Source organism: Nocardioides sp. YR527 (assembly GCF_900101045.1).
Classification (GTDB): domain Bacteria; phylum Actinomycetota; class Actinomycetes; order Propionibacteriales; family Nocardioidaceae; genus Nocardioides.
Genome location: NZ_FNFN01000001.1, coordinates 154,834 through 177,374, shown reverse-complemented (window position 1 = coordinate 177,374; position 22,541 = coordinate 154,834). Strand labels below are relative to the sequence as shown.

Below are 22,541 nucleotides of genomic sequence, written 5' to 3'. Positions count from 1 at the left end.
TCACTCCCGCCCGAGGTCTCGGTGGATCGCCTTCGCATCCAGGCCCGCATCTCGCAGCCGCCTGGAGATCTCCTCCGCCATCGCCACGCTGCGGTGCTTGCCACCCGTGCACCCGATCGCCACGCGCATGAACCTCTTTCCTTCGTGGAGGTAGCCCTTGGTCACTCCGATGAGCACCGGAACATACCCGCTCAGGAACTCCTCCGCACCAGGGCGCGAGTAGACGTACGCGGCGACGTCGGGGTTGTCGCGTCCGTTGCCGTCCTTGAGCTCGGGCACCCAGTGCGGATTGGGCAGGAAACGCATGTCGGCCATGAAGTCGGCGTCGACCGGGATGCCGTACTTGAACCCGAAGCTCACCACCGACACCTTCAGCGTCGTCCGCTCCGGGGTGCCGAACGCCTCCGCGATCCTCGCGGTGAGCTGGTGCACGTTGAGCTGGGTCGTGTCGATGACCAGGTCGGCGGCGCCACGCAGGTTGGCCAGCACCACCCGCTCCCGCTCGAGCGCATCCAGCAGACGCTCGTTGCCCCGCTGCATCGGGTGCGGACGCCGAGCGGCCTCCTGGCGGCGGACCAGGGTGTCGTCGGCGGCGTCGAGGAAGACCAGGGTCGTACGCCGCCCGGTGGCTCCCTTCGCCACGATCTCCTCGAGCTCGGCGAAGAATGACCCCGAACGTACGTCGGTCACGACCGCCACCGGCTGCTCCGGGCCGCGGGCCGCGTCGACCCGTTCGACGACCTGCGGGAGCAGGCTCGGCGGCAGGTTGTCGACGACGTAGTAGCCGAGATCCTCCAGCTCCTTGGCGGCGGTGCTCCGCCCGGCACCGGTCATGCCGGTGATGACGACGACCTCCCCCTTGTGCATGACCTACTCCTCGATGATCTCGCCGGTGGTGACGTTGATGGCGCTAACCTTGCCATTCTTCGCCGTCTGCTCCACAGCGGTCTTGATCGCTGTCGCCGTCGCGGGCCCGATGCCCGGCACCAGGGCGATCTCCTCGGCGGTCGCTGCCCGGAGCTTCTTGAGTGAGCCGAAGTGCTTCATCAGCGTCTTGCGGCGCACCTCGCCGAGACCGGGTACGTCGTCGAGCAGGCTCTCCACCATCGACTTGCTGCGCCGTCCGCGGTGGTGAGTGATCGCGAAGCGGTGCGCCTCGTCGCGGACCCGCTGCAGCAGGTAGAGCCCCTCGCTCGACCTCGGCAGGATCACCGGGTCCTCCTCCTCGGGCACCCACACCTCCTCCAGCCGCTTCGCCAGCCCAACCACCGGGATGTCGTTGATCCCGAGCTCGGTCAGGGCCCGTTGCGCGGCCGCCACCTGCGGCGCGCCGCCGTCGACGACCACCAGGCCCGGCGCGTAGGCGAACTTGCGAGGCCGACCGGTCTCGGGGTCGACCAGCATCGGGCCGTTGGCCCCCTCCACCTCTGTCGACACGATCGATGTGGACTGCTCGTCGAGCAGCCGCTTGAACCGCCGGGTGATCACCTCGTGCATCGCCTTGACGTCGTCGGAGCCGTCCTGGCCCTTGATGATGAACCGGCGGTACTCCGACTTGCGGGCCAGCCCGTCCTCGAAGACCACCATGCTCGCCACGATCTCGGTGCCCTGCAGGTGGGAGATGTCGTAGCACTCGATCCGCAGCGGCACCTCGTCGAGCTCGAGCGCCTCCTGGATCTCCTCCAGCGCCCGGTTGCGGGTGGTCAGGTCGCTGGCGCGCTTGGTCTTGTGGAGCGCGAGCGCCTGCTTGGCGTTGTTCTCCACGGTCTCCTGGAGCGTCTTCTTGTCGCCACGCTGCGGGACCCGGATCCGGACCTTCGCCCTGCGCACGTCGGAGAGGAGCTCCTCGAAGGTCTCGTGCTCCGGCGGCAGCGCGGGGACCAGGATCTCGCGCGGGATGGCCTCCGCGTCCTCCCCGGCGTAGAGCTGGAGCAGGAAGTGCTCGACCAGGCCGGCGGTGTCGGCCTCGTCCATCCGGTCGGCGACCCAGCCGCGCTGGCCCTTGATCCGGCCGCCGCGTACGTAGAAGATCTGGACGCCGACCTCGAGCGGGTCCTCGGCCAGCGCGATCACGTCGGCGTCGGCACCGTCGCCGAGCACGACCGCCTGCTTCTCCAGGGCACGCTGCATCGCGGCGAGGTCGTCACGCAGCCGCGCGGCCTTCTCGAAGTCGAGGGCCTCGGAGGCGGCGTACATCTCCTTCTCGATCCGCTTGGTGAAGGTCGAGGTGTGACCGGCCATGAAGTCGCAGAAGTCGTCGACGATCTCGCGGTGCTCCTCGGCGGAGATGTTGCCGACGCAGGGCGCAGTGCACTTGTCGATGTAGCCGAGCAGGCAGGGGCGGCCGATCTGCTGGGAGCGCTTGAAGACGCCGTTGGAGCAGCTCCGCATGGGGAAGACGCGCAGCAGGATGTCGACGGTCTCGCGGATCGCCCAGGCGTGGCCGTAGGGGCCGAAGTAGCGGGTGCCCTTGCGCTTGGCGCCGCGACCGACCATGACTCGCGGGAAGTCTTCGGAGACGGTGACCGCGAGCCACGGGTAGGACTTGTCGTCGCGGTACTTGACGTTGAACCGCGGGTCGAACTCCTTGATCCAGGTGTATTCGAGCTGGAGCGCCTCGATGTCGTTGTTGACCACGGTCCACTCGACACTGGCCGCGGTGGTGACCATGGTCGCCGTGCGTGGGTGCAGCGACGGGATCGGCTGGAAGTAGTTCGCGAGCCGCTGACGGAGGTTGATCGCCTTGCCGACATAGATCACCCGCCCCTTGGGGTCGCGGAACCGGTAGACCCCGGGCTGGGTGGGGATGTCTCCAGCTTTGGGGCGATAGCTCTGCGGATCAGGCACGTCCGCCAGCCTATCGGCGAGCACCGACAGGCTGGCGGCACGCAGCTGTGCCCGGATCGCTAGCCCAGCAGCTCCACCTCCGAGAGCGTGATCTGCTCGTCGGCCGAGCCGGTGAACTCGATCCGGATCCGGCTGAACTTCGACGCCGACTCGAGCTTGAACGGCCGGGTGGCCTGCTGCCAGTCGAACGTCTCGCCCGAGCGCCGGTCGAGGACCTTCCAGTCGGTGCCGTCGTTGGAGCCCTTGACGACCCAGCCGCTCGGCGAGCCACCTTCGGCGCCGTTGGTGAGGGTGTAGAAGGACACCGGCACCTTGGTCCCGGAGAACTGGTACTCCACCCAGCCGTCCCCGGCCACGGTCGTCTGCGTCCCGGAGTCGTTGTCGACCAACGTCTCGCCGTCGTTGCCGCTGGCCGACACCGTGCCCTTCCCCGCACCGGACTTGTCGGCGAGAGGAGTTGCCGGCTGGGAGCCGGTGGTCAGCGAGGGCGGGACGGCGCTGGGCGAGGTGCCCCAGCGCGACGGCTTCGAGCCCATGTCGAACTCGATGGTGCCGCCGTCGGCGAGCTCCTGGTGGGAGACGTACGTCTTGTCCCACCTCTTGCCGTCGATCTTGACGCCCTGAACGTAGATGTTCCGGTTGCTGTTCTTCGGTGCCTTGATCACCAGGTCCTTGCCGCCCTCGAGGCGGAGGGTGGCCTTGGTGAACTGCGGCGAGCCGAGCACGAGGTTCTCGCTGCCCATCTGGAGCGGGTAGAGGCCCAGGGAGGCGAAGAGGTACCACGCCGAGGTCTCGCCGTTGTCCTCGTCACCGGCGTAGCCCTGCCCGATCTCGGAGCCGGTGTACATCCGGCGCAGCGTCTCGCGGACGATCTCCTGCGTCTTCCAGGGCTGGCCGGTGTAGCTGTACATCCACGGGATGTGGTGGCTGACCTGGTTGGAGAAGCCCCACTGCCCCATGCGTACGTCACGGGCCTCACGGATCTCGTGGATGATGCCGCCGTAGGAGCCCGGGTACTCCCCCGTCTCCGGCGTGGAGAAGAAGGTGTCCAGCTTCTGCGCGAGCCCGCCGCGACCGCCGTAGAGGTTGGCCAGGCCCTGGCCGTCCTGCGGGGTGTGGAACGCGAAGTTCCACCCGTTGGTCTCGGTGTAGTCGTGGTCGCTGCCCCACACCAGCGGGTTGTAGTCCGCCGGCGACTTCTTGAAGGTGCCGTCGGCGTTGCGGCCCTGGAAGAAGCCCACCTCGGTGTCGAAGGTGTTGACATAGTTGCGGGCCCGGCTGAGGAAGTACTCCGACTCCTCCTTCAGCCGCTTCTTCTCGGCGCGGGAGATCCCGTCGCGCTGGGCGAGCTTCGCGGCCATGTTTCCGATGCCGTAGTCGTTGATGTAGCCCTCGAGCCCCCAGGAGACGCCCTCGCTCACGGCCGCGGGCGTGTAACCGAGGAACACCGAGGTCTGCATGCCCTTGCGGCCGACGTTCGAGTTGGTCGCGGAGCCCGGAGGCCGGACGGTGGCGTTCTTCACGGCTGCGTCGTAGGCCGCCTCGGCGTCGATGCCCTTGACCCCCTTGACGTACGCGTCGGCGAAGGAGACGTCCGAGCTGGTCCCGGTCATCAGGTTGGCGTAGCCCGGTGAGGACCAGCGTGAGATCCAGCCGTTGTCCTTGTACTGCTGCACGAAGCCGTTGACCATCTCGGCCGCCTGGCTCGGCTCGAACAGGGAGTAGGCCGCCCAGGTCGTGCGGTAGGTGTCCCAGAAGCCGTTGTTCACGTAGACCTTGCCGTCCACGATGTCGGCGCCGGTGTGGGTGGGCGTGGTGCCCGGCGGGTTGGTGTCACCGGAGGTCGACTGGACGGCATGCTTCCAGACCGGCTCGTCGGCGGTGCCGGTGTTCTCGTGACCCGAGTTGGGGTAGAGGAAGAGCCGGGCGAGGTTGGAGTAGACGGTCGTCTTCTGGTCCTTGGTCGCGCCCTGGATGTCGAGGACGTCGAGCTTGTCCTGCCACATCGCCTTGGCGTCGTCCTTGACCGTCTCGAAGTCGTCGTCGGCGATCTCGAGCTCGAGGTTCTTCCGGGCCTGGTCGACGCCGATCAGGCTCGTGGCGATGCGCATCGTCACCGTCCTGTCCGCGCCGGCGTCGAACTCGAGATGACCCTGGACGTTCGGGCGCTCGCCGGTGGTGTACTTGCCGCCGCCGGTGACCGGCTGGTCGAAGGTCGCGTAGACGTACATCCGGGTGGCGCCGTTCGACAGGCCACTTCGGGTGTCGGTGAAGCCCTGCAGCGTCCCAGCGGCCGGGTCGAGGGTCAGCCCGCCGTCGTTGTTGACGTTGTCGAAGATCAGGCTGGCATCGTCGCCGGGATAGGTGAACCGGAACACCGCCGCGTGGTCGGTCGGTGCGATCTCGGCCCGCTGGCCGTTGTCGAAGTCGACCTTGTAGTAGTAGGGCCGCGCGGTCTCGTTGGCGTGCTCGAAGGTGAGCCTGCGCGCGTTGCGGCCCGGGTCGGGGGTGCCCGCGGCGGCCGACGGCATCACCTGGAACGTCTGCCGGTCGCCCATCCACGGGCTGGTCTCGTGGCTCAGGGTCAGCGCCTGCAGGCTGGTCCGGTTCTGGGCGTCGTTGTCCTGGTGGTAGCGGTAGAACCACGACAGCGAGCCCGCGTTGGTCATCGGCGCCCAGAAGTTGAAGCCGTGCGGGACCGCGGTCGCCGGAATGTTGTTGCCTCGCGAGAAGCTGCCGCTCGACTGGGTGCCACGGGTGGTGACGGCGTAGTCGACGCGGCTGGTGACCTGCGGTTCGTCCGGGGAGGCGGTGATCGCGATGTCGTCGTACCAGCCACGGAACTTCGTCGGCCCGCTCGGCGCGTCGACGGCGACCAGGATCCGGTCGATCGTCCTGCCCGCGGCGACCTCGCCGATGACCGAGGTCTTCTTGTTCCACTGGTTGGTGTAGAGCGACTTCGACTCGCCCTGGCCCTCCGGGGACAGTACGTAGCCCTGCGCGTCGAGCGCGCCCAGCTCGGAGAGCAGGGTTCCGTCGGTGAATGCCAGGTCGACAGCGGTGTAGGTGCTCGGGTAGCTCAGGTCACCCTCGATGAACTCCGGGAAGACCAGGTAGGACAGCTCGGTCTCCGCACCGACCGGGATGTCGACGTCGAAGACGCGGTTGTAGGAGTGGCCCTTGTCGGCGGTGATCTTGCCGGCGTACTCGAAGGCGTGCACGCCGGTGAAGCCGACCTTCGACTTCGCGGCGTAGGCCGATGCGGGGCCGTCGTCGGGGTGGCTGGTCATGCTCTTCAGCGGCGGCGGGGGCTCGGAGCCGTCGGAGAGCTGCCACTCGGCGAGCTGGATGAGGCCGCCGCTCTGGTTGGCGGAGATGTCGATGCGGTAGTGCGAGTACGCCTGCGGAGAGGCGATCTCGAACTCACGTGTCTGGAAGCGCTCGTCCCAGGACTGGCCGGTGCGGGTGTCGACGGTCGTCCAGCTCTGGCCGTCGGTGGAGCCCTGGATCACCCAGTCCTTGGGGTCACGCTCGGCGGCATCGTTGGCCGAGGTGAGGGCGTACTTCACGACGCTGACGGGCTGGTCGAGCTCGATCTGCACCCAGCCGGTGGTCGCGAAGGTCAGCCACTTGGTGTTGATGTCGCCGTCGACGAGCTCGGCCGCGCCCTCGCCGGAGCCGGTGTTCTCCCCGCTGGCGCTGACGCCGGTGATGTGCTCGGAGATGTCACCGGGGATGCCGAACGGGTCCGGTCCGGCGACACCCGCGCTGCGCGGGTCGCCGTCGTCATCGGTGTCGACGAGGTCGGCCCAGGTGGGCTGCGGGTCGTCCTCCTCGAAGGAGGTCTCCCAGTCCCCGCCGTCCGCGGCCCGCTGGGGGTCGGCGGTGTCGCTCTTCGGAGCCGTGGGCTCATCAGGGGTGGCGAGCGCGGGTGCGGTGCCGCTCATCGCGACCATCAGCGCCGCCGTCGCGGCGATCATCGCGGCCAGGCGGGCCCGGCCTCTCGTTCTGCGTGGTACGTCCCAACGATGCATCGGTGTGATCTCCTTCACATGGGGGCCACCCCAGATGGAACCGTGGTGTGACAACGTTGTCAACGTGATTCGCCAAGGATTTACGCTTGCCTTCTCTGCGAGCCGCGTCATCCGCGCCACCAGAGGGAAAGAAGTGAGACATCGTTGTCCCGCTCGGATCGGCGTCTTACGCTGAGCACGTGGCATCACCTCCGTCCGACCAGACCCGTCAGCAGCGCCGCCCGACCATGAAAGACGTCGCGGCGTCGGCCGGGGTGAGCCTGAAGACCGTGTCACGGGTGGTCAACGGCGAGTCGAACGTCAACGACGACCTGCGCGCGGCCGTGCTCGAGTCGATCGCCCAGCTCGGGTTCCGGCGCAACGCCAGCGCCCGCGACCTTCGGCAAGGACGGTCCGGCACCGTCGGGCTGCTGCTCGAGGATGTCGCCGACCCGTTCTACTCGATCCTGTCCCGCGCGGTCGAGGAGGTGGCCCGGGAGCACGGCACGATGGTCTTCGCCGGCTCCTCGGCCGAGGACGCCGACCGGGAGCGCGAGCTCGCTCTCGCCTTCTGCGAGCGGCGCGTCGACGGACTGATCGTCGTGCCGGCCGGCACCAGCCACTCCTACCTCCTCCCCGAGATGCAGGCCGGCATCCCGGTCGTGTTCGTCGACCGCCCGCCCGGTGACATCGAGGCCGACATGATCCTCACCGACAACCGCGGCGGCAGCCGGCGCGGCGTGGACCATCTGCTCTCCCACGGACACCGCCGCATCGGCTTCATCGGCGACGCACCCGAGATCTACACCGCCGGCGAGCGCCTGCGCGGCTATCGCGAGGCGCTCGAGGCCGCCAGGATCCCCTTCGCCGACGATCTCGTCACGCAGGCACCCCCTTCCCCCGCATCGACCACCGAAGCACTGGACCGGCTTCTCGACGGGCGCTCACCGGCGACAGCGCTGCTGTGCGGCAACAGCCGCACCACCGTCAGCGTGCTTCGCGAGCTCGCCCGGCGCTCGACCCGACTGGCCCTGGTCGGGTTCGACGACGTCGAGCTCGGCGATCTCCTCCAGCCGGGCCTCACCGTTGTCGCGCAGGACCCCGGCGCCATGGGCGCGGCCGCCGCGCGACTCCTCTTCCAGCGCATCGCCGGCGACACCGCGGGACCGCCCCAGACGGTCACCATCGGCGCTCGGCTGATCCCCCGTGGCTCCGGCGAGCTCCCGGCTCCCTGACTCTGGGGAAATCCGCCGCGCCGACCTAGGTTTTAAAGTCTAGTGGTCTAGTATGGTTATGTGCCTTGTCGTGACCGCTACGGATACTCGCTGACCACCAGTGACGAAGCTGCCCTGGCCTACTCCCAGGGGCTGCTCGACGTGCTCCGACTACGGGACGGCGCCCTCGCCTCCTTCGCGGCCTCGATCGTCCTCGACCCGACGTTCGCGCTCGGACACGCCGCACTGGCACTGCTCGGCCACGAGATGTGCGCGCCCGTCGACGTGGGTGCTCGCCTGAAGCAGGCTCGGCTGCACGCCCGCCGGGCGACCGAGCGCGAACGCAGCCACGTCCACGCGGTCGAGGCCCACATCGGCGGCAACCCGCGGCCGCTGATCGACCACCTTGCAGCCTTCCCGCGAGATGCTCTGCTGCTCTCGACCGCGGTGCCGACCATCGCCTTCGCCGGCGCCACCGAGGTGCCCGAGGAGGCGTGGGCGATCGTCGAACGCGCCAGGCCCGCCTACGGCGACGACTGGTGGTTCGCCGGCCTGCTCGCTTTCGTACGCCAGGAGCAGCGCCGCTTCGACGACGCGATGTCGCTCTCCTGTGCGTCGCTGGCGGTGGAGCCCGGCGCCGGCCACTCCGCCCACGCCCGTGCGCACGCCCACTACGAGACCGGCGACCACGAGGCCGGACTCACGTGGATGTCCTCCTGGGTGCTCGGCGACGGCGCCCAGATCGACTCGCTCTCCCACTTCTCCTGGCACGCCGCGCTGCACGAGCTCTCACTGGGCGACCTCGACGCCGTACGCCGCCGCTATGAGACCCAGCTCCAGCCCGGGCACGCCCTGGGCTGCCGGGCGCTGGTCGACTCCGGCTCGCTGCTCTTCCGGTGGGCGCTCACGCCGGGTGCTCGCGACGTGCCCGACATCGCCGAGGTCGTACGCGTCACCGGTCGCGAGACGATGATCCGGCCCGCCACCCCGTTCCTGGCGATGCACACCGCGGTCACCCACCTCGCCACCGGCGACGCCGGTGCTCTCGACGAGCTGAGGTCGTGGGCAGCCGGGCACGTACATCCGACGATGGCCACCGTCGTCTCCCCGCTCGCCGAGGCGCTCGGGCTGATGGCCCGCGACGAGAACTCGGCCGCCGCCGATCGGCTCGCGGTGCTCGCGCCGTCGATCCGTCGCCTCGGCGGCTCCGACGCGCAGCGCGAGATCATCGAGGAAGCCCGCATCGCCGCCCTGCTCCGCGCCGACCGCTGGGACGAGGCCCGGGTGCTGCTCGACGCCCGTCTCGACCGCCGTCGTTCCCCGCGCGACGAGCTGTGGCGGGCACAGGCCCTCGCGCGCGCCTGATCCACCTCAGGCCGAGGGTGGCTCAGCTGGGGACGATCTCGTCGTTGGTGACCTCGAAGGCGACCTCCTCCAGCGGACTTGTCGCCGGTCCCTGCGTCACCGAGCCGTCCTCGATCGAGAACCGGCTGCCGTGGCACGGGCAGTCGATGGTGCCGCCGGCGACCTTCGTGACCGCGCAGCTCCGATGGGTGCAGACCGCGGAGAAGACCTTGAAGGTCCCCTCGGTGGGCTGGGTGGCCACCAGGTTGCGGTCGGCGACGATCACTCCCCCACCGACCGGGACCTCGCTGGTCGCTACCAGCGGGCCGCCACCACCTGACCCCCCGTCACCCGAGGAGCCGGTGTCGCCATCTCCACCGCCGCATGCTGCCAGGAGAGGGACGCCGACCGCGGTCACCGCGGTGCCGGTGACGACCTTGCGCCGGGTGATTCGAGATTCACTCATGCTGCCCAGAATAGGCACGCCGGCAACGCAGGTCCCTCGCCGAGCGCAAACCTTCGGGTAAATCTCGATCTCGGGTCAGGAGGCGCTGACCTTCTTCCTCGTCGCCGGCTTCTTCTTCGCCGCCGTCTTCTTGGCCGCTGCCTTGGCCGGCTCCGCCTTCGCCTTCACCGGCTTGGCCGGCGGCTGCTCGGCGGCCTTGCCGTCGAGCAGTGGCGCGAGGAAGCCACCGGTGTGGCTGCCAGGGGTCGCGGCGACCGTCTCGGGAGTGCCTTCGGCGATCACCGTGCCACCGCGGTTGCCGCCCTCCGGACCCATGTCGATGATCCAGTCGGCGGTCTTGATCACGTCGAGGTTGTGCTCGATCACCAGCACCGTGTTGCCCTTGTCGACCAGCGAGGAGAGCACGCCGATGAGCTTGCGGATGTCCTCGAAGTGGAGGCCGGTGGTCGGCTCGTCGAGGACGTAGAGGGTCTTGCCTGTCGAGCGCTTCTGCAGCTCGGCGGAGAGCTTGACCCGCTGCGCCTCACCACCCGACAGGGTGGTCGCGGGCTGCCCCAGCCGCACGTAGCCCAGGCCGACCTCGACCAGCGTCTTCATGTGGCGCGCGATCGCGGGCACCGCGGCGAAGAACTCCACGGCCTCCTCGATCGGCATGTCGAGCACCTCGGCGATCGACTTGCCCTTGTAGTGCACCTCGAGCGTCTCGCGGTTGTAGCGCGCGCCGTGGCAGACCTCGCACGGGACGTAGACGTCGGGCAGGAAGTTCATCTCGATCTTGATCGTGCCGTCGCCCGAGCAGGCCTCGCAGCGCCCGCCCTTGACGTTGAACGAGAACCGGCCCTGCAGGTAGCCCCGCATCTTGGCCTCCGGGGTGGAGGCGAAGAGCTTGCGGATGTGGTCGAAGACGCCGGTGTAGGTGGCCGGGTTGGACCGCGGTGTGCGCCCGATCGGGGACTGGTCGACGTGGATCACCTTGTCGACGTTGTCCAGGCCGGAGATCTTGGTGTGCCGGCCCGGAACGGTGCGGGCGCGGTAGAACTCCTTGGCCAGGGCGGTGTAGAGGATGTCGTTGACGAGCGTCGACTTGCCCGAGCCGGAGACGCCGGTGACCGCGAGGAAGAGCCCCAGCGGGAAGGTGACGTCGATGTCCTTGAGGTTGTTCTCCTTGGCACCGTGGACGGTCAGCTCGCGCCCGGCGGTGCGGGGGCGGCGTACGGCCGGGACGGCGATCTCGCGCCGGCCGGCCAGATACTGCCCGGTCACCGACTGCTCGTTGGCGAGCAGCTCGGAGACCGTGCCGGAGTGGATCACCTGACCGCCGTGCTCGCCGGCCCCGGGGCCGATGTCGACGACCCAGTCGGCGACCTTGATGGTGTCCTCGTCGTGCTCGACGACGATCAGGGTGTTGCCGAGACGCTTGAGCCGCTCGAGGGTCTCGATCAGCCGGTGGTTGTCCCGCTGGTGGAGGCCGATGGAGGGCTCGTCCAGCACGTAGAGGACACCGACCAGACCGGACCCGATCTGGGTCGCGAGCCGGATCCGCTGGGCCTCACCACCGGAGAGCGATCCCGAGGGCCGCTCCAGGGAGAGGTAGTCGAGGCCGACATCGAGGAGGAAGCGCAGGCGTGCCTGGATCTCCTTGAGCACCTGCTCGGCGATCTGCCGCTCCCGGCCGCTGAGCTCGACCTGGTCGAGCCACTCCGCGGCCTCGTTGATCGGCAGCGCACACAGCTCGGCGATGTTGAGACCGCCCTCACTCCGCTCCCCCAGCGTCACCGAGGTCGAGACCGGCTTGAGCCGGGTGCCCCGGCAGGTCGGGCACGGCACCTGGCGCATGTAGCCCTCGAAGCGCTCCCGGGTGGTGTCGGACTCGGCCTCCTTGTGGCGTCGCTCCACCCAGCGGCGTACGCCCTCGAACTCGGCGTCGTAGGAGCGGCGCCGGCCGTAGCGGTTGACCGAGACCACGTGCACCTTGCGTCCGTGACCGTCGAGGATCGCCTTCTGACCCGCGGCCGGGATGTCGTCCCACGGGGTGTCCAGGTCGAAGCCGAGCTCACCACCGAGTGCCTCCAGGAGGCGCAGGAAGTATTCGGCGACGTGGGCCTGGGACCAGGGCTGCAGCGCGCCCTCGGCGAGCGTGGCCGCCGGGTTGGGGACGACCAGCTCGGGGTCGACCTCCATCCGGGTGCCGAGACCGGTGCAGGCCGGGCAGGCACCGAAGGGCGAGTTGAACGAGAACGACCGCGGCTCGAGCTCGTCGGTGTCGAGCAGGTGGTCGTTGGGACACGACATCCGCTCGGAGAACTTCATCTGCTCGCCAGTGTCGACGAAGTCGAAGACGACCAGGCCACCGGCCAGCTCCAGCGCGGTCTCGACCGAGTCGGTCAGCCGCCGCTTGGACGACTCCTTGACCGCGAGCCGGTCGATGACCACCTCGATGGTGTGCTTCTTCTGCTTCTCCAGCTTCGGCGGCGCGTCGAGCTGGTGGGTCTCGCCGTCGACCCGCACCCGGGAGTAGCCCTGCTGCTGCAGCTGGCTGAAGAGCTCGACGTACTCCCCCTTGCGGGCCCGGATCACCGGGCTCAGCACCTGGAAGCGGCGCCCCTCCTCCAGCGCGAGCACGTGGTCGACGATCTGCTGCGGCGTCTGCCGCTCGATCGGCGCGCCACAGGTCGGGCAGTGCGGCCGCCCCGCGCGGGCGTAGAGCAGACGCAGGTAGTCGTAGACCTCGGTGATGGTGCCGACCGTCGAGCGCGGGTTCTTCGAGGTCGACTTCTGGTCGATCGACACCGCCGGGGAGAGCCCCTCGATGAAGTCGACGTCGGGCTTGTCCATCTGACCGAGGAACTGTCGGGCGTAGGCCGACAGCGACTCGACGTAGCGGCGTTGGCCCTCCGCGAAGATGGTGTCGAACGCGAGGCTCGACTTCCCGCTTCCGGACAGACCGGTGAACACGATCATCGAGTCCCGAGGCAGATCGAGGGAGACATCCTTCAGGTTGTGCTCCCGGGCTCCCCGGATGATCAGCTGCTGCTCCGCCACGTTCTTTCCTCGTCCAGTGCTATCGCATCGCGCTACCGCGTCGAACAGATGTTCGCATCATACGACGCTGGGAAGACTCCCAGACGGCACCCTCTCACGGAGCACCGACATTTTACTTCTGGCCGGGTCCGACGTGCTTGCATAGACGCATGAGCGATGCCCCTACCACTTATACAGGCGCTGTGAAACCGGGCGGTCCGGCCGACGTACGCGAGCTCGGTCGGCTGACCGTCACAAAGGTCGCCGTCGACGCGCAGATGTCCAACAACTGCTACCTGCTGCGCTGCCGAACGACCGGCGAGCAGCTTCTCATCGACGCCGCGGCCGAGCCGGAGACCCTGCTCCCCCTCATCGGTGACGAGCTGGCCACCGTCGTCACCACCCACCAGCACTGGGACCACCACCGAGCCCTGGCCGACGTCGTCGCCGCGACCGGAGCCGCCACGCTCGCCGGAGAGCCCGATGCCGCCGCGATCACAGAGGCAACCGGCGTACCCGTCTCCCGCACGCTCTCCCACGAGGACACCGTCGCCGTCGGCGACTGCACCCTCGAGGTCATCGCACTGCGCGGACACACGCCCGGGTCGGTCGCCCTCCTCTACCGCGACCCCGAGGGCACGCCCCACCTGTGGACCGGCGACAGCCTCTTCCCGGGCGGCGTCGGAAACACCCAGCAGGATCCCGTACGTTTCACCCAGCTGCTCGACGACGTCGAGGAGCGGATCTTCGGCACCCTCCCCGACGAGACCTGGTTCTACCCGGGCCACGGGGACGACTCCACGCTCGGCGCCGAGCGTCCCCATCTCGCCGAGTGGCGCGAGCGGGGTTGGTGACTACGGCTCCGTAGGCGGGGTCGCGGTCTCCGTCGGCGTCGGATCCGTGGTCGGATCGGCCGACTCGGTCGGCTCGGCGGTCGGCTCCGGTTCTGCCGTACGCGTGGGCCCGGAGGTGGGCGTCGAGCCACCGGTCTCGGCGGGCTCGTCCGGCTCCCGCGATGAGGTCGGCCGGTCCGGGTCGGCAGTTGCCGACGGGTCCGACTTCCCGGATCCGTACGTCGCGCCGTCAGGATCGGTCGCCGCGCCACGCGGACGGGCCGAATGGCCGTCGGAGGACTCCTTCGACGGCCTCGAGCCGGGCAGTGGCGGCAACGGATCCACATCGGGATAGGCGTTCCCGACGTCCTCGATACCCGTGGCCGGGTCCGGATCGGGACGCTCGGCCTCCACCAGGCCGGCGAGAAGGACGACCACCCCGAGACCGGTCATGACCGCGCCGGTCAGGATGCCCGCGACGGCGACCTGCTTGCTCTGCAACTCGACTCCCTGTACCCGCCCCGCGCCTGGTGTGGCGCACAGCGTAGGGCAGCGAAGCCTCGAGCGTTATCCACCCGGGGGCATCGAGATCAGCGCTCGGGAGCCGAGGTCAGTCGGTCGGGCTCTCGCTCGGCGACTCACTGGGCTCGCTCGGCGACTCGGTCGGGTCGCTCGGCGACTCGCTGGGGTCGCTCGGCGACTCGCTGGGGTCGCTGGGGCTCTCGCTCGGCGACTGGCTGGGCTCGCTCGGCGACTCGGTCGGCCTGCCCGAGGGCCTCGGCTCCGACGGCACCTGAGTGGGACGCGCCGGGACCGGGGACATCGACCCGTCGGCCGACTCCTCGACCGACCGCGGGCTCGCCGGGACCGGCTCGGCGACCTCGGGGTCCTTGCTCTGCGGACCCATCGGGCTGGACGGCCCTGCCTGCGACGGCGTCGAGGACGACTTCTCCAGCGGTGCCACCGGCGAGACCGGCGAGATCAGGCTGACCCCGGTCTCGTCCGTGGCGTAGCTGTGTCCTGGCTCTTCCGCTCCGGCGTTGCCGACGATCAGGCCACCAATCCCGATGCTCGTCATGGCCAGTCCCGTTGCCATTCCAGCCAAGGCGATCTGCTTGCGATGCAACACGATTCCCCCGTGATACCAACGACTCGACAAGTTCTCTGGTCGTGCACAGTAGACCTACAAAGATCGAAACTGTGCGACCACTATCGGGGTGTCGGGCCTCGCTGGCAAGTCCTTGTCATCTATCGTTCGACCGATATAACCCCTGGTAAGAGGTCTGTTCGCCCGGCGCGAACGGTCCGTCCGGGCCTCAGGTGGGGCGCTAGTGTGGTGGCATGGGCGAAGTGATCAGGTTTCCCGGCCATCCGCTGCCGGACCACGACAAGCCGGCGCCGCTGTGGCGTGAGGCCGCCGGCCAGGTGATCCGCGAGGAGCGGTCCCGCCAGGAGCGCACGCTCGCCGATGTCGCCGGCGATGCCGGTGTCTCGACGCAATATCTCTCCGAGATCGAGCGCGGACGCAAGGAGCCCAGCTCCGAGGTGCTCGAGGCGGTCGGTGGTGCGCTGGGCCTCGGCCTCGTCGACCTCACCGAGCGGGTCACCCGCACGCTGCGCGCGGGCGCCCGCCCATCCGGCCCGCTGGCTCTCGCCGCCTGAGCCTCAGACCGAGGTGAGCTTGCGGCTCTCCAGGACGGCGTCCGCCAGCCCGTACGCCACCGCCTCCTCGGCTCCGAGGACGTGGTCGCGCTCGGTGTCGGCGTGGATCTCCTCGACACTCCGCCCGGTGTGGCGCGCCAGCAGCGTGTCCATCTCGGCTCGCACCCGGCCGATCTCCTTCGCCGCTACCTGCAGGTCGGTGACATCGCCCCGCTGACCGTCCTGGCCCGGCTGCTGCAGCACGACCCGCGCGTGCGGGAGGACCGTACGCCGCCCCGGTTCCCCCGCGGCCAGCAGCACCGCGGCGGAACCGGCCGCCTGGCCCACGCAGGTGGTCGCGACGGGCGAGCGCAGGAACTGCATCGTGTCGTAGATGCCGAACATCGCGGTCGGGTCGCCACCGGGAGAGTTGAGATAGAGCTCGATCTGGGTGTCCGGCGCGTCCGACTCGAGGTGGATGAGCTGCGCGATCACCACGTTGGCGACACCGTCGTCGATCGGCGTACCGAGATAGACGATCCGGTCCGAGAGCAGACGACTGTAGACATCGAGCGCGCGCTCGCCACGCGGGGTCTTCTCGACCACCGAGGGAATGGTGTAGGAGCTCATCGGGCACCCCCGGCCGTGGAGAGACCGAAGGCGACGCTGCGCTGCTGCACCGGCGTCACCGACTGCACGTCGTTGAGCACCTCGTCCACGAACCCGTACTCGCGCGCCTCCTCGGCGGTGAACCACCGGTCGCGCAGCGAGTCCTGGTCGATCTGCTCGACGCTCTGGCCGGTGTGGGCGGCGGTGATCCGCAGCATCTGCTCGGTCATCCGCGCCAGCCGCGCGGCCTGCACCTCGATGTCGGCCGCGGAGCCGCCGATCCCGGCGGACCCCTTGTGCAGCAGCACCTCGGTGTGCGGCAGCACGTAGCGCTTGCCCGACGTGCCCGCGGTGAGCAGGAACTGCCCCATGCTGGCCGCCATCCCCATCCCCAGCGTGGAGACGTCGTTGGGGATCAGGTGCATCACGTCGTAGATCGCCATCCCGGCCGTCACCGAGCCGCCTGGCGAGTTGATGTAGAGGGAGATGTCGCGGTGCGGATCCTCGGCGCTGAGCAGGAGCAACTGCGCGCAGATCCGGTTGGCGATCGCGTCGTCCACCTCCTGGCCGAGCACGATGATCCTCTGGTTCTGCAGTCGTGCCGTGAGCTGCTCGTCGAGCGGCCCGGCCGCCACTGGTGTCTGGGTCATGCTGTCGAGCCTGACTCAGGCGTAAGCCGCGATCCAGCGATTCTGCCGGGAGCAGATCTGCCCTGAGCAGATCACCCGGTCGAGCCCCACAACAGCCGAGGCTGCGGCACACTCTCACCCGTGCTCGCCGATGTCGAGGTCGTCCACGTCTTGGCCGCAGGACTGCTCGCGTACGCCAGCTACGCCGCCGTGGTCGCGACTGTGACGGGAGCCAGGATGCGCCGGCTCACCCGGGACTCAGGCCCCGACACCGCGTACGTCGCACTGTGTGCGAGCCACGGCTGGACGTACGCGAGCCATGACGAGAGCCTGCCGACGAGATTCCAGATGATGCCGATGCCCGCGAGCTCCGCTGTCCCCGAGCCGAAGGCGGTCAACGTGGTCACCGGCACCTATGCCGGCCTGGCGTTCCTCTCCTACGAGCACAGGTCATTCGAGAGGGAACGCCTGGTCCAGGGGCTCTACCGCTACCGCACCGAGTCCGTCCATGTGGTCGCGTTCGACCTCGATCACCTCCACCCGTGGCTGCACCTGCAGCCGAAGCGCCGCAGCGACAGCTTCGAGCGCGCGTACGCCGTGGAGACGACCCGCACGTCGTTCTCCAGGGCCGTCCTCCACGACGAGATGCGCGATCATCTCCTCCGCAACACGGCCCGCTACCAGTTCGACGGGACGTGGCTGGTCATGGTCGTCGACGGGCCCGCACGGCCGGATGACGTCGAACCACGGCTGGCCGACCTGACCGCCTTCCTCGACCTCGTGCCCGATCACCTTCTGAACCGCTACTGACCGACCTCGTACGCTCTGCTCGTGCGCTGCGTGATTCTCGACGACTACCAGGACGTGGCGAGGACGTACGCCGCATGGGACTCTCTCGACGGCCTCCGGGTCACCTCTCTGACCGAGCATCTCCCGCCGGACGCCCTCGTCCGGGCGCTCCGGGGCGCGGAGATCGTGGTGGCGATGCGGGAGCGTACGCCCTTTCCGGCCACCCTCCTGGAGCGACTGCCGAAGCTGAAACTGCTGGTCACGACCGGGATGCGCAACGCGTCGATCGACCTCGCCGCGGCAGCCCGGCTGGGGGTCACCGTGTGCGGCACCCCGTCCAGCCCGCACCCGCCGGTCGAGCTGACCTGGGCGCTGATCCACGCGCTGACCCGCCACATCGTGACCGAGGCGACCGGCCACGCCTGGCAGCAGAGCGTCGGGAGCGACCTGCACGGACGGACGCTCGGCCTGCTCGGGCTCGGCAAGATCGGCGCCCGGGTCGCGGCCGTCGGCCAGGCGTTCGGGATGGACGTGATCGCCTGGAGCCCGCACCTCACCGCGGAGCGTGCCGAGCCTCTCGGGGTGCGCGCGGTCGAGAAGCACACGCTCTTCGAGACCAGCGACATCGTCTCGCTCCATCTCGTCCTCTCGGAGACCACGCGCCACATCGTCGGTCACGCCGACCTGGCCTCGATGAAGCCGACCGCACACCTGGTCAACACCTCGCGAGCCGGGCTGGTCGACACCCAGGCGCTGGTCGCCCACCTCGGCTCCGGCACCATCGCCGGAGCGGGCCTGGACGTCTTCGACGTCGAGCCGCTGCCCGCCGACGACGTGCTGCGCCACCTTCCGAACCTGGTCGCGACGCCGCACCTCGGTTACGTCACCGAGGACAACTACCGCCGCTTCTACGGCGGCGCCGTCGAGGACATCGCCGCCTGGCTGGCCGGCGACCCGATCCGCACTCTCCTGCCGAAGGACCCCGATGCCTGACCCGATCCACCTCGCCGCCGATCTGGCACCGACCGGAACCCTGCGCGCCTCCATCAACCTCGGCAACCCGGTCCTCGCCCAAGGCACCCCCGAGGCACCGAGCGGCGTCACCGTGGACATCGCCCGGGAGCTGGCGAGCCGGCTCGGCGTACCGGTCTCCTTCCAGTGCTTCGACGCCGCCCGCAAGTCCTTCGAGGCGCTGCGGACAGGGGCCGCCGACGTCGCCTTCCTCGCGGTCGAGCCCGCCCGGGCCGCCGAGGTCGAGTTCACCGCGCCGTACGTCCTCATCGAGGGCGTCTACGCCGTCGCCACCGACTCCCCGATCCGGACCGCGGACGACGTCGACCGACGCGGCGTGCGGGTCGGCGTCAAGGAGGGCTCGGCCTACGACCTCTTCCTGACCCGCACGCTGGAGAACGCCGAGGTCGTACGCGGCGTCGACGGGATCGACGCCTTCCGCGAGCTCGGGCTCGACGTCGCTGCCGGGATCCGGCAGCCCCTCGCCCGGCACGTCGCCGCCGATCCCGGTCTGCGGCTCGTCGAGCCACGATTCATGCAGATCCGCCAGGCCGTGGCCGTCGCGCGGGATCACCGACCTGCCACCGTGAGCTTCCTGTGGGAGCTGGTCGAGGACCTGAAGTCCGGCGGCCAGATCGCCGAGTCGCTGGCCAGCTCGGGACAGGACGCGTCAGTCGCTCCCTGATCCCCGAGACCTGCGCCGGACGTAGGGCGTCGTGGTGCCGACCTTCACCAGCCCCGAGCGCTCGAGGATCGGCCGGGAGAACTCGGTGGAGTCGCTGTGGATGTAGCGCTTGCCCCGGTCGATGGCGGTGCGGGCGCGAGCGGCGGTCAGAGCGCGGTAGATGCCGCGGCCGCGCCACTTCTCCAGCGTCGCTCCGCCCCAGATGCCGGCGAACTCCGTTCCCGGCACCATGTCGATCCGGCCGGCGCTGAGGACCTCGCCGTCCGCCTCCGCGACCCACATCTCGCTCTCCCCCGCCGCGATCCCACGCAGCTGGCTCTCGACCCGAGCCTCCGAGGCCGGTGAGCCGAAGACCGCGTCCTGCATGATGCTGGCGGCGCGTACGTCCTGCACGCTGGTGATGGTGCGCAGAGCGACCCCGTCGGGCAGCGGGACGTCGACGGCCAGCAGCCGGGCCTCGCCGACCATGATCGACTCCGGCTCGTCGGGCGCGAAGCCGTGTCGAAGCAGCGCGTCATGCAGGCCAGGGGCGTGGTCGTGGCCGCGGGTCTTCCACTCGACCTCCGTGATCCCAGGGTCGGCGTCGAAGTGCGCCACCGCCGCCGCGACCAGCTCCTCGATCCCGGCCTCGCCGGCCCCACCGAGGTCCTGGTAGGAGATGAATCCTCGTCCGCCGTCGAATGTCGCGAGGCGAAGCGGCCCGTGCCGGGTCACCGACACCGCCCCGGAGGTCTCGGCATCGGTTCGCAACTGCTCGTCATAGGCTTTCAGCACGGCCAGAAACCTACGCCGAAGTCGTGGGCCGAAGCATGTAGATATCCGGGCGCGGGCTCCGTTCCCCTCGTGAATGGCGCTTACAAAGAGCGCCCGAAGTGGAAGGGTGAGGACATGCCTCGCTACCTGATGATCCTCGACTACCAAGGCGGCACCGACGAGACTCCCGGCGGGATGGCCGGGTGGAAGCCGGAGGAGGTGCAGGGCCACATGAGCTACTACGAGGCGCTCAACAAGGCCCTGACCGAGTCCGGCGAGCTCGTGCACGTCGAGGCGCTGACGCCGCCGGACCAGGCGTTCGTGGTGACCTCCGACGGCACCGACAAGACCGTCACCGACGGACCGTTCCAGGAGTTCAAGGAGTGGGTCGCCGGCTACATGATGATCGACGCCGAGACCGAGGAGCGCGCCTTGGAGATCGCCGGGCTCTACTCCGCCGCGCCCGGCCCGGGCGGGCTGGCGATCCAGCAGCCGATCCAGGTGCGCCGGATGTACCACGGCACCGACGGCTCCTCGGTCGACGACACCATCGCCTTCGGCGAGGCGAGCATCGAGTGACCGAGGCGACGGCGTACGACCTGCCCGATGACCTCCTGCGTGACCTCACGCCGCAGGTCGTCGCCGTCGTCACCCGCCGCAGCGGCGACTTCTACGCCGCCGAGGACGCGGTCCAGGAGGCTCTGGTCGAGGCCGTACGCACCTGGCCGGAACGAGGTGTTCCGGAGCAGCCTCGCGGCTGGCTGATCACGACCGCGATGCGCCGCCTCGTCGACGCCAAGCGCAGCGAGTCGCGTCGTCGCGACCGCGAGCACGCCGACCACCTCGCCGAGCCCGAGGGGCGGGAGACCTCAGTGGTCGACGACTCCCTCGACGTACTCCTGCTCTGCTGCCATCCCAGCCTCACCCCGGCCTCGGCGGTGGCGCTGACCCTGCGGGCAGTCGGCGGGCTCACCACCCGGGAGATCGCGAGTGCCTACCTCGTCCCGGAGAAGACGATGGCGCAGCGGATCTCCCGGGCGAAGGCGACGATCAAGGGCCGCTCGCTCGGGATCGACGGCGCCGCCGACCTGGCCGCGCGGATCCCGGCGATGCTCAAGGTCCTCTACCTGCTCTTCAACGAGGGGTACGTCGCGACCGAGGGCGACGACCTGCAGCGCGTCGACCTGTGTGCCGAGGCGATCCGGCTGACCCGCCTCGCCCGCACCGCGCTCGCCCGGATGACGGGGACCGGCCACGGCGAGCTCGGCGGCCTGCTCGCGCTGATGCTGCTGCTGGATGCTCGCCGCCCCGCCCGGATCGACGCGCACGGGGCGGTGGTGCCGCTGGCCGACCAGGACCGGAGCCTGTGGCGCGACGAGGCCACTCGCGAGGGGGTCGCGCTGGTCGACGCCGTCATCGGCACCGGTCGGCCGGGGACCTACCAGATCCAGGCCGCCATCGCCGCGCTCCACAATCGCGCGCCCACCGCGGAGGAGACCGACTGGCTGCAGATCACCGCGCTCTACGGGTTGCTGGAGAAGGTCGCTCCCGGGCCGATCGTGACGCTCAACAAGGCCGTCGCGGTCGGGTACGCCGACGGCCCGGGCCCCGCCCTCGCACTGCTCGACGAGCTCCTGCGCGACTGTGCGACGAACGGGGCCGACGGCTTCGCCGACCATCCACGGGTGCCTGCGGTGCGCGCTCATCTGCTGGAGCTCGCCGGCGACCTGGACGGTGCTGCCGATGCGTACGATCTCGCCTCGGTGCGGGCGACCAACCTCGCCGAGCGCCGTTTCCTGACCTCGAAGGCGGCCGCGCTGCGCGATGCTCGCTGCTGAATTCAAGTGAGAACCGTTCTCAGGATACGCTGTGCCTGTGATCGAACTGCGCACCCCGACCCAGATCGAGCAGATGAAGCCCGCCGGCCGATTCGTGGCCGATGTCCTGACCGCACTCCGCGAGCACGCCGCCGTGGGTGTGAACCTGCTCGAGCTCGACGAGCTGGCGCACAAGATGATCAAGGACCGCGGCGCGGAGTCCTGCTACATCGACTACCACCCGAGCTTCGGTGCGATGCCGTTCGGGAAGGTGCTCTGCACCTCGGTCAACGACGGTGTGCTGCACGGCCTGCCCTTCGACTACAAGCTGGCCGACGGCGACCTGCTCAGCGTCGACTTCGCCGCCAGCGTCGACGGCTGGGTCTCCGACTCGGCCCTCTCCGTCGTCGTCGGTACGCCCCGCCAGGAGGACCTCGACCTGATCGAGACCACCACCCAGGCGCTCGCCGCGGGCATCGACGCCGCACGTGTCGGCAACAAGGTCGGCGACATCTCCCACGCGATCGCCGGCGTCGCCCGCGCGAAGGGCCTCAAGATCAACACCCAGTTCGGCGGCCACGGCGTCGGCCGCACCATGCACGGCGACCCGCACATCGCCAACGACGGCCGCCCCGGCCGCGGCTTCAAGCTGCAGCCCGGCCTCGTCATCGCGATCGAGCCGTGGTTCCTGCACACCACCGACGAGATCTTCACCGACCCGGACGGCTGGACGCTGCGCAGCGTCGACGGCTCGCGCGGCGCCCACATGGAGCACACCGTCGCGATCACCGAGGACGGCCCGCTCATCTTGACCGCCCGCGACTGACGTACGCAACGACGGCGCCCCCGTTCCCGCGAAGGGAACGGGG

At 69.5% G+C, this 22,541-nt stretch carries 20 protein-coding genes; 10 read left to right on the top strand and 10 right to left on the bottom strand.

Annotation, left to right across the window (positions count from 1 at the left end):
• From rapZ to BLT25_RS00795, 3 genes are read right to left on the bottom strand one after another with little or no spacing between them, the layout of a single operon-like run.
• On the bottom strand, positions 1-867 hold the full coding sequence (gene rapZ / locus BLT25_RS00805) for an RNase adapter RapZ (protein ID WP_091041005.1): 867 nt from the start codon (positions 865-867) through the stop codon (positions 1-3).
• 3 nt (positions 868-870) lie between these two features.
• Entirely contained in the window at positions 871-2,847 is a 1,977-nt protein-coding gene (gene uvrC, locus BLT25_RS00800; protein ID WP_176883511.1) for an excinuclease ABC subunit UvrC, read from the bottom strand.
• 59 nt (positions 2,848-2,906) lie between these two features.
• A complete protein-coding gene (locus BLT25_RS00795; RefSeq protein ID WP_256328387.1) occupies positions 2,907-6,827 on the bottom strand; it encodes a GH92 family glycosyl hydrolase in 3,921 nt (1,306 codons plus the stop codon).
• Between the two features lie 233 nt (positions 6,828-7,060).
• On the opposite strand from BLT25_RS00795, the gene BLT25_RS00790 reads away from it, so the two are divergent.
• Both BLT25_RS00790 and BLT25_RS00785 read left to right on the top strand, forming a co-directional pair.
• The gene (locus tag BLT25_RS00790; protein ID WP_218131203.1) at positions 7,061-8,095 is read left to right on the top strand and encodes a LacI family DNA-binding transcriptional regulator; all 1,035 of its coding nucleotides are present in this window, start codon (positions 7,061-7,063) and stop codon (positions 8,093-8,095) included.
• A 60-nt stretch (positions 8,096-8,155) separates the two neighbouring features.
• Entirely contained in the window at positions 8,156-9,439 is a 1,284-nt protein-coding gene (locus BLT25_RS00785; protein WP_091040999.1) for a tetratricopeptide repeat protein, read from the top strand.
• 22 nt (positions 9,440-9,461) lie between these two features.
• On the opposite strand, the gene BLT25_RS00780 is transcribed toward BLT25_RS00785, so the two are convergent.
• Both BLT25_RS00780 and uvrA read right to left on the bottom strand, forming a co-directional pair.
• The gene (locus BLT25_RS00780) at positions 9,462-9,884 is read right to left on the bottom strand and encodes a Rieske (2Fe-2S) protein (RefSeq protein WP_091040998.1); all 423 of its coding nucleotides are present in this window, start codon (positions 9,882-9,884) and stop codon (positions 9,462-9,464) included.
• Between the two features lie 75 nt (positions 9,885-9,959).
• Positions 9,960-12,926: an excinuclease ABC subunit UvrA gene (gene uvrA, locus BLT25_RS00775; protein ID WP_091040996.1), complete on the bottom strand. Its 2,967-nt coding sequence runs from the start codon at positions 12,924-12,926 to the stop codon at positions 9,960-9,962.
• A 149-nt stretch (positions 12,927-13,075) separates the two neighbouring features.
• On the opposite strand from uvrA, the gene BLT25_RS00770 reads away from it, so the two are divergent.
• Positions 13,076-13,759, top strand: coding sequence for an MBL fold metallo-hydrolase (locus BLT25_RS00770; protein WP_091040995.1), 684 nt, complete (start codon positions 13,076-13,078; stop codon positions 13,757-13,759).
• On the opposite strand, the gene BLT25_RS00765 is transcribed toward BLT25_RS00770, so the two are convergent.
• Both BLT25_RS00765 and BLT25_RS00760 read right to left on the bottom strand, forming a co-directional pair.
• Positions 13,760-14,239, bottom strand: a complete 480-nt coding sequence (locus BLT25_RS00765) for a hypothetical protein (protein ID WP_091040993.1) — start codon at positions 14,237-14,239, stop codon at positions 13,760-13,762.
• A gap of 109 nt (positions 14,240-14,348) precedes the next feature.
• A complete protein-coding gene (locus BLT25_RS00760; RefSeq protein WP_091040992.1) occupies positions 14,349-14,816 on the bottom strand; it encodes a hypothetical protein in 468 nt (155 codons plus the stop codon).
• Between the two features lie 263 nt (positions 14,817-15,079).
• On the opposite strand from BLT25_RS00760, the gene BLT25_RS00755 reads away from it, so the two are divergent.
• The gene (locus BLT25_RS00755; RefSeq protein WP_091040990.1) at positions 15,080-15,400 is read left to right on the top strand and encodes a helix-turn-helix domain-containing protein; all 321 of its coding nucleotides are present in this window, start codon (positions 15,080-15,082) and stop codon (positions 15,398-15,400) included.
• A gap of 3 nt (positions 15,401-15,403) precedes the next feature.
• On the opposite strand, the gene BLT25_RS00750 is transcribed toward BLT25_RS00755, so the two are convergent.
• Complete coding sequence (locus BLT25_RS00750) at positions 15,404-16,009, bottom strand: ClpP family protease (RefSeq protein WP_091040989.1); 606 nt, start codon at positions 16,007-16,009, stop codon at positions 15,404-15,406.
• The gene (locus BLT25_RS00745) at positions 16,006-16,638 is read right to left on the bottom strand and encodes a ClpP family protease (RefSeq protein ID WP_091040987.1); all 633 of its coding nucleotides are present in this window, start codon (positions 16,636-16,638) and stop codon (positions 16,006-16,008) included. The genes BLT25_RS00750 and BLT25_RS00745 overlap by 4 nt, the downstream gene beginning before the upstream one ends.
• A 120-nt stretch (positions 16,639-16,758) precedes the next feature.
• Between BLT25_RS00745 and BLT25_RS00740 the strand changes: the two genes are divergently transcribed.
• The 3 genes from BLT25_RS00740 to BLT25_RS00730 are packed head-to-tail and all read left to right on the top strand — an operon-like array spanning position 16,759 to position 19,102.
• Complete coding sequence (locus tag BLT25_RS00740; RefSeq protein WP_091040986.1) at positions 16,759-17,427, top strand: hypothetical protein; 669 nt, start codon at positions 16,759-16,761, stop codon at positions 17,425-17,427.
• 21 nt (positions 17,428-17,448) lie between these two features.
• The gene (locus tag BLT25_RS00735; RefSeq protein WP_091040984.1) at positions 17,449-18,399 is read left to right on the top strand and encodes a D-2-hydroxyacid dehydrogenase family protein; all 951 of its coding nucleotides are present in this window, start codon (positions 17,449-17,451) and stop codon (positions 18,397-18,399) included.
• Positions 18,392-19,102, top strand: a complete 711-nt coding sequence (locus BLT25_RS00730; protein ID WP_091040983.1) for a transporter substrate-binding domain-containing protein — start codon at positions 18,392-18,394, stop codon at positions 19,100-19,102. The genes BLT25_RS00735 and BLT25_RS00730 overlap by 8 nt, the downstream gene beginning before the upstream one ends.
• Here BLT25_RS00730 and BLT25_RS00725 read toward each other — a convergent pair.
• Positions 19,088-19,876 (bottom strand): GNAT family N-acetyltransferase, encoded by a 789-nt coding sequence (locus tag BLT25_RS00725; protein ID WP_091040981.1) that lies wholly within the window; start codon positions 19,874-19,876, stop codon positions 19,088-19,090. The two genes, BLT25_RS00730 and BLT25_RS00725, sit on opposite strands and share 15 nt — an antisense overlap.
• A gap of 114 nt (positions 19,877-19,990) precedes the next feature.
• On the opposite strand from BLT25_RS00725, the gene BLT25_RS00720 reads away from it, so the two are divergent.
• The 3 genes from BLT25_RS00720 to map are packed head-to-tail and all read left to right on the top strand — an operon-like array spanning position 19,991 to position 22,498.
• Positions 19,991-20,434: a YciI family protein gene (locus BLT25_RS00720; RefSeq protein WP_176883509.1), complete on the top strand. Its 444-nt coding sequence runs from the start codon at positions 19,991-19,993 to the stop codon at positions 20,432-20,434.
• Positions 20,431-21,693, top strand: a complete 1,263-nt coding sequence (locus tag BLT25_RS00715; RefSeq protein WP_218131202.1) for an RNA polymerase sigma factor — start codon at positions 20,431-20,433, stop codon at positions 21,691-21,693. Before BLT25_RS00720 ends, BLT25_RS00715 begins: the two co-directional genes overlap by 4 nt.
• Before the next feature lie 37 nt (positions 21,694-21,730).
• A complete protein-coding gene (gene map / locus BLT25_RS00710) occupies positions 21,731-22,498 on the top strand; it encodes a type I methionyl aminopeptidase (protein ID WP_091040977.1) in 768 nt (255 codons plus the stop codon).
• The last annotated feature ends 43 nt before the right edge of the window (positions 22,499-22,541 follow it).

Excerpts from the sequence above, each read along its gene's own strand:
- rapZ (WP_091041005.1), bottom strand. The coding sequence starts at position 867 with ATGCACAAGGGGGAGGTCGTCGTCATCACCGGCATGACCGGTGCCGGG.
- BLT25_RS00795 (WP_256328387.1), bottom strand. The coding sequence starts at position 6,827 with ATGATCGCCGCGACGGCGGCGCTGATGGTCGCGATGAGCGGCACCGCA.
- BLT25_RS00780 (WP_091040998.1), bottom strand. The coding sequence starts at position 9,884 with ATGAGTGAATCTCGAATCACCCGGCGCAAGGTCGTCACCGGCACCGCG.
- BLT25_RS00770 (WP_091040995.1), top strand. The coding sequence starts at position 13,076 with ATGAGCGATGCCCCTACCACTTATACAGGCGCTGTGAAACCGGGCGGT.
- BLT25_RS00760 (WP_091040992.1), bottom strand. The coding sequence starts at position 14,816 with ATGACGAGCATCGGGATTGGTGGCCTGATCGTCGGCAACGCCGGAGCG.
- BLT25_RS00755 (WP_091040990.1), top strand. The coding sequence starts at position 15,080 with ATGGGCGAAGTGATCAGGTTTCCCGGCCATCCGCTGCCGGACCACGAC.
- BLT25_RS00750 (WP_091040989.1), bottom strand. The coding sequence starts at position 16,009 with ATGAGCTCCTACACCATTCCCTCGGTGGTCGAGAAGACCCCGCGTGGC.
- BLT25_RS00745 (WP_091040987.1), bottom strand. The coding sequence starts at position 16,638 with ATGACCCAGACACCAGTGGCGGCCGGGCCGCTCGACGAGCAGCTCACG.
- BLT25_RS00730 (WP_091040983.1), top strand. The coding sequence starts at position 18,392 with ATGCCTGACCCGATCCACCTCGCCGCCGATCTGGCACCGACCGGAACC.
- BLT25_RS00720 (WP_176883509.1), top strand. The coding sequence starts at position 19,991 with ATGCCTCGCTACCTGATGATCCTCGACTACCAAGGCGGCACCGACGAG.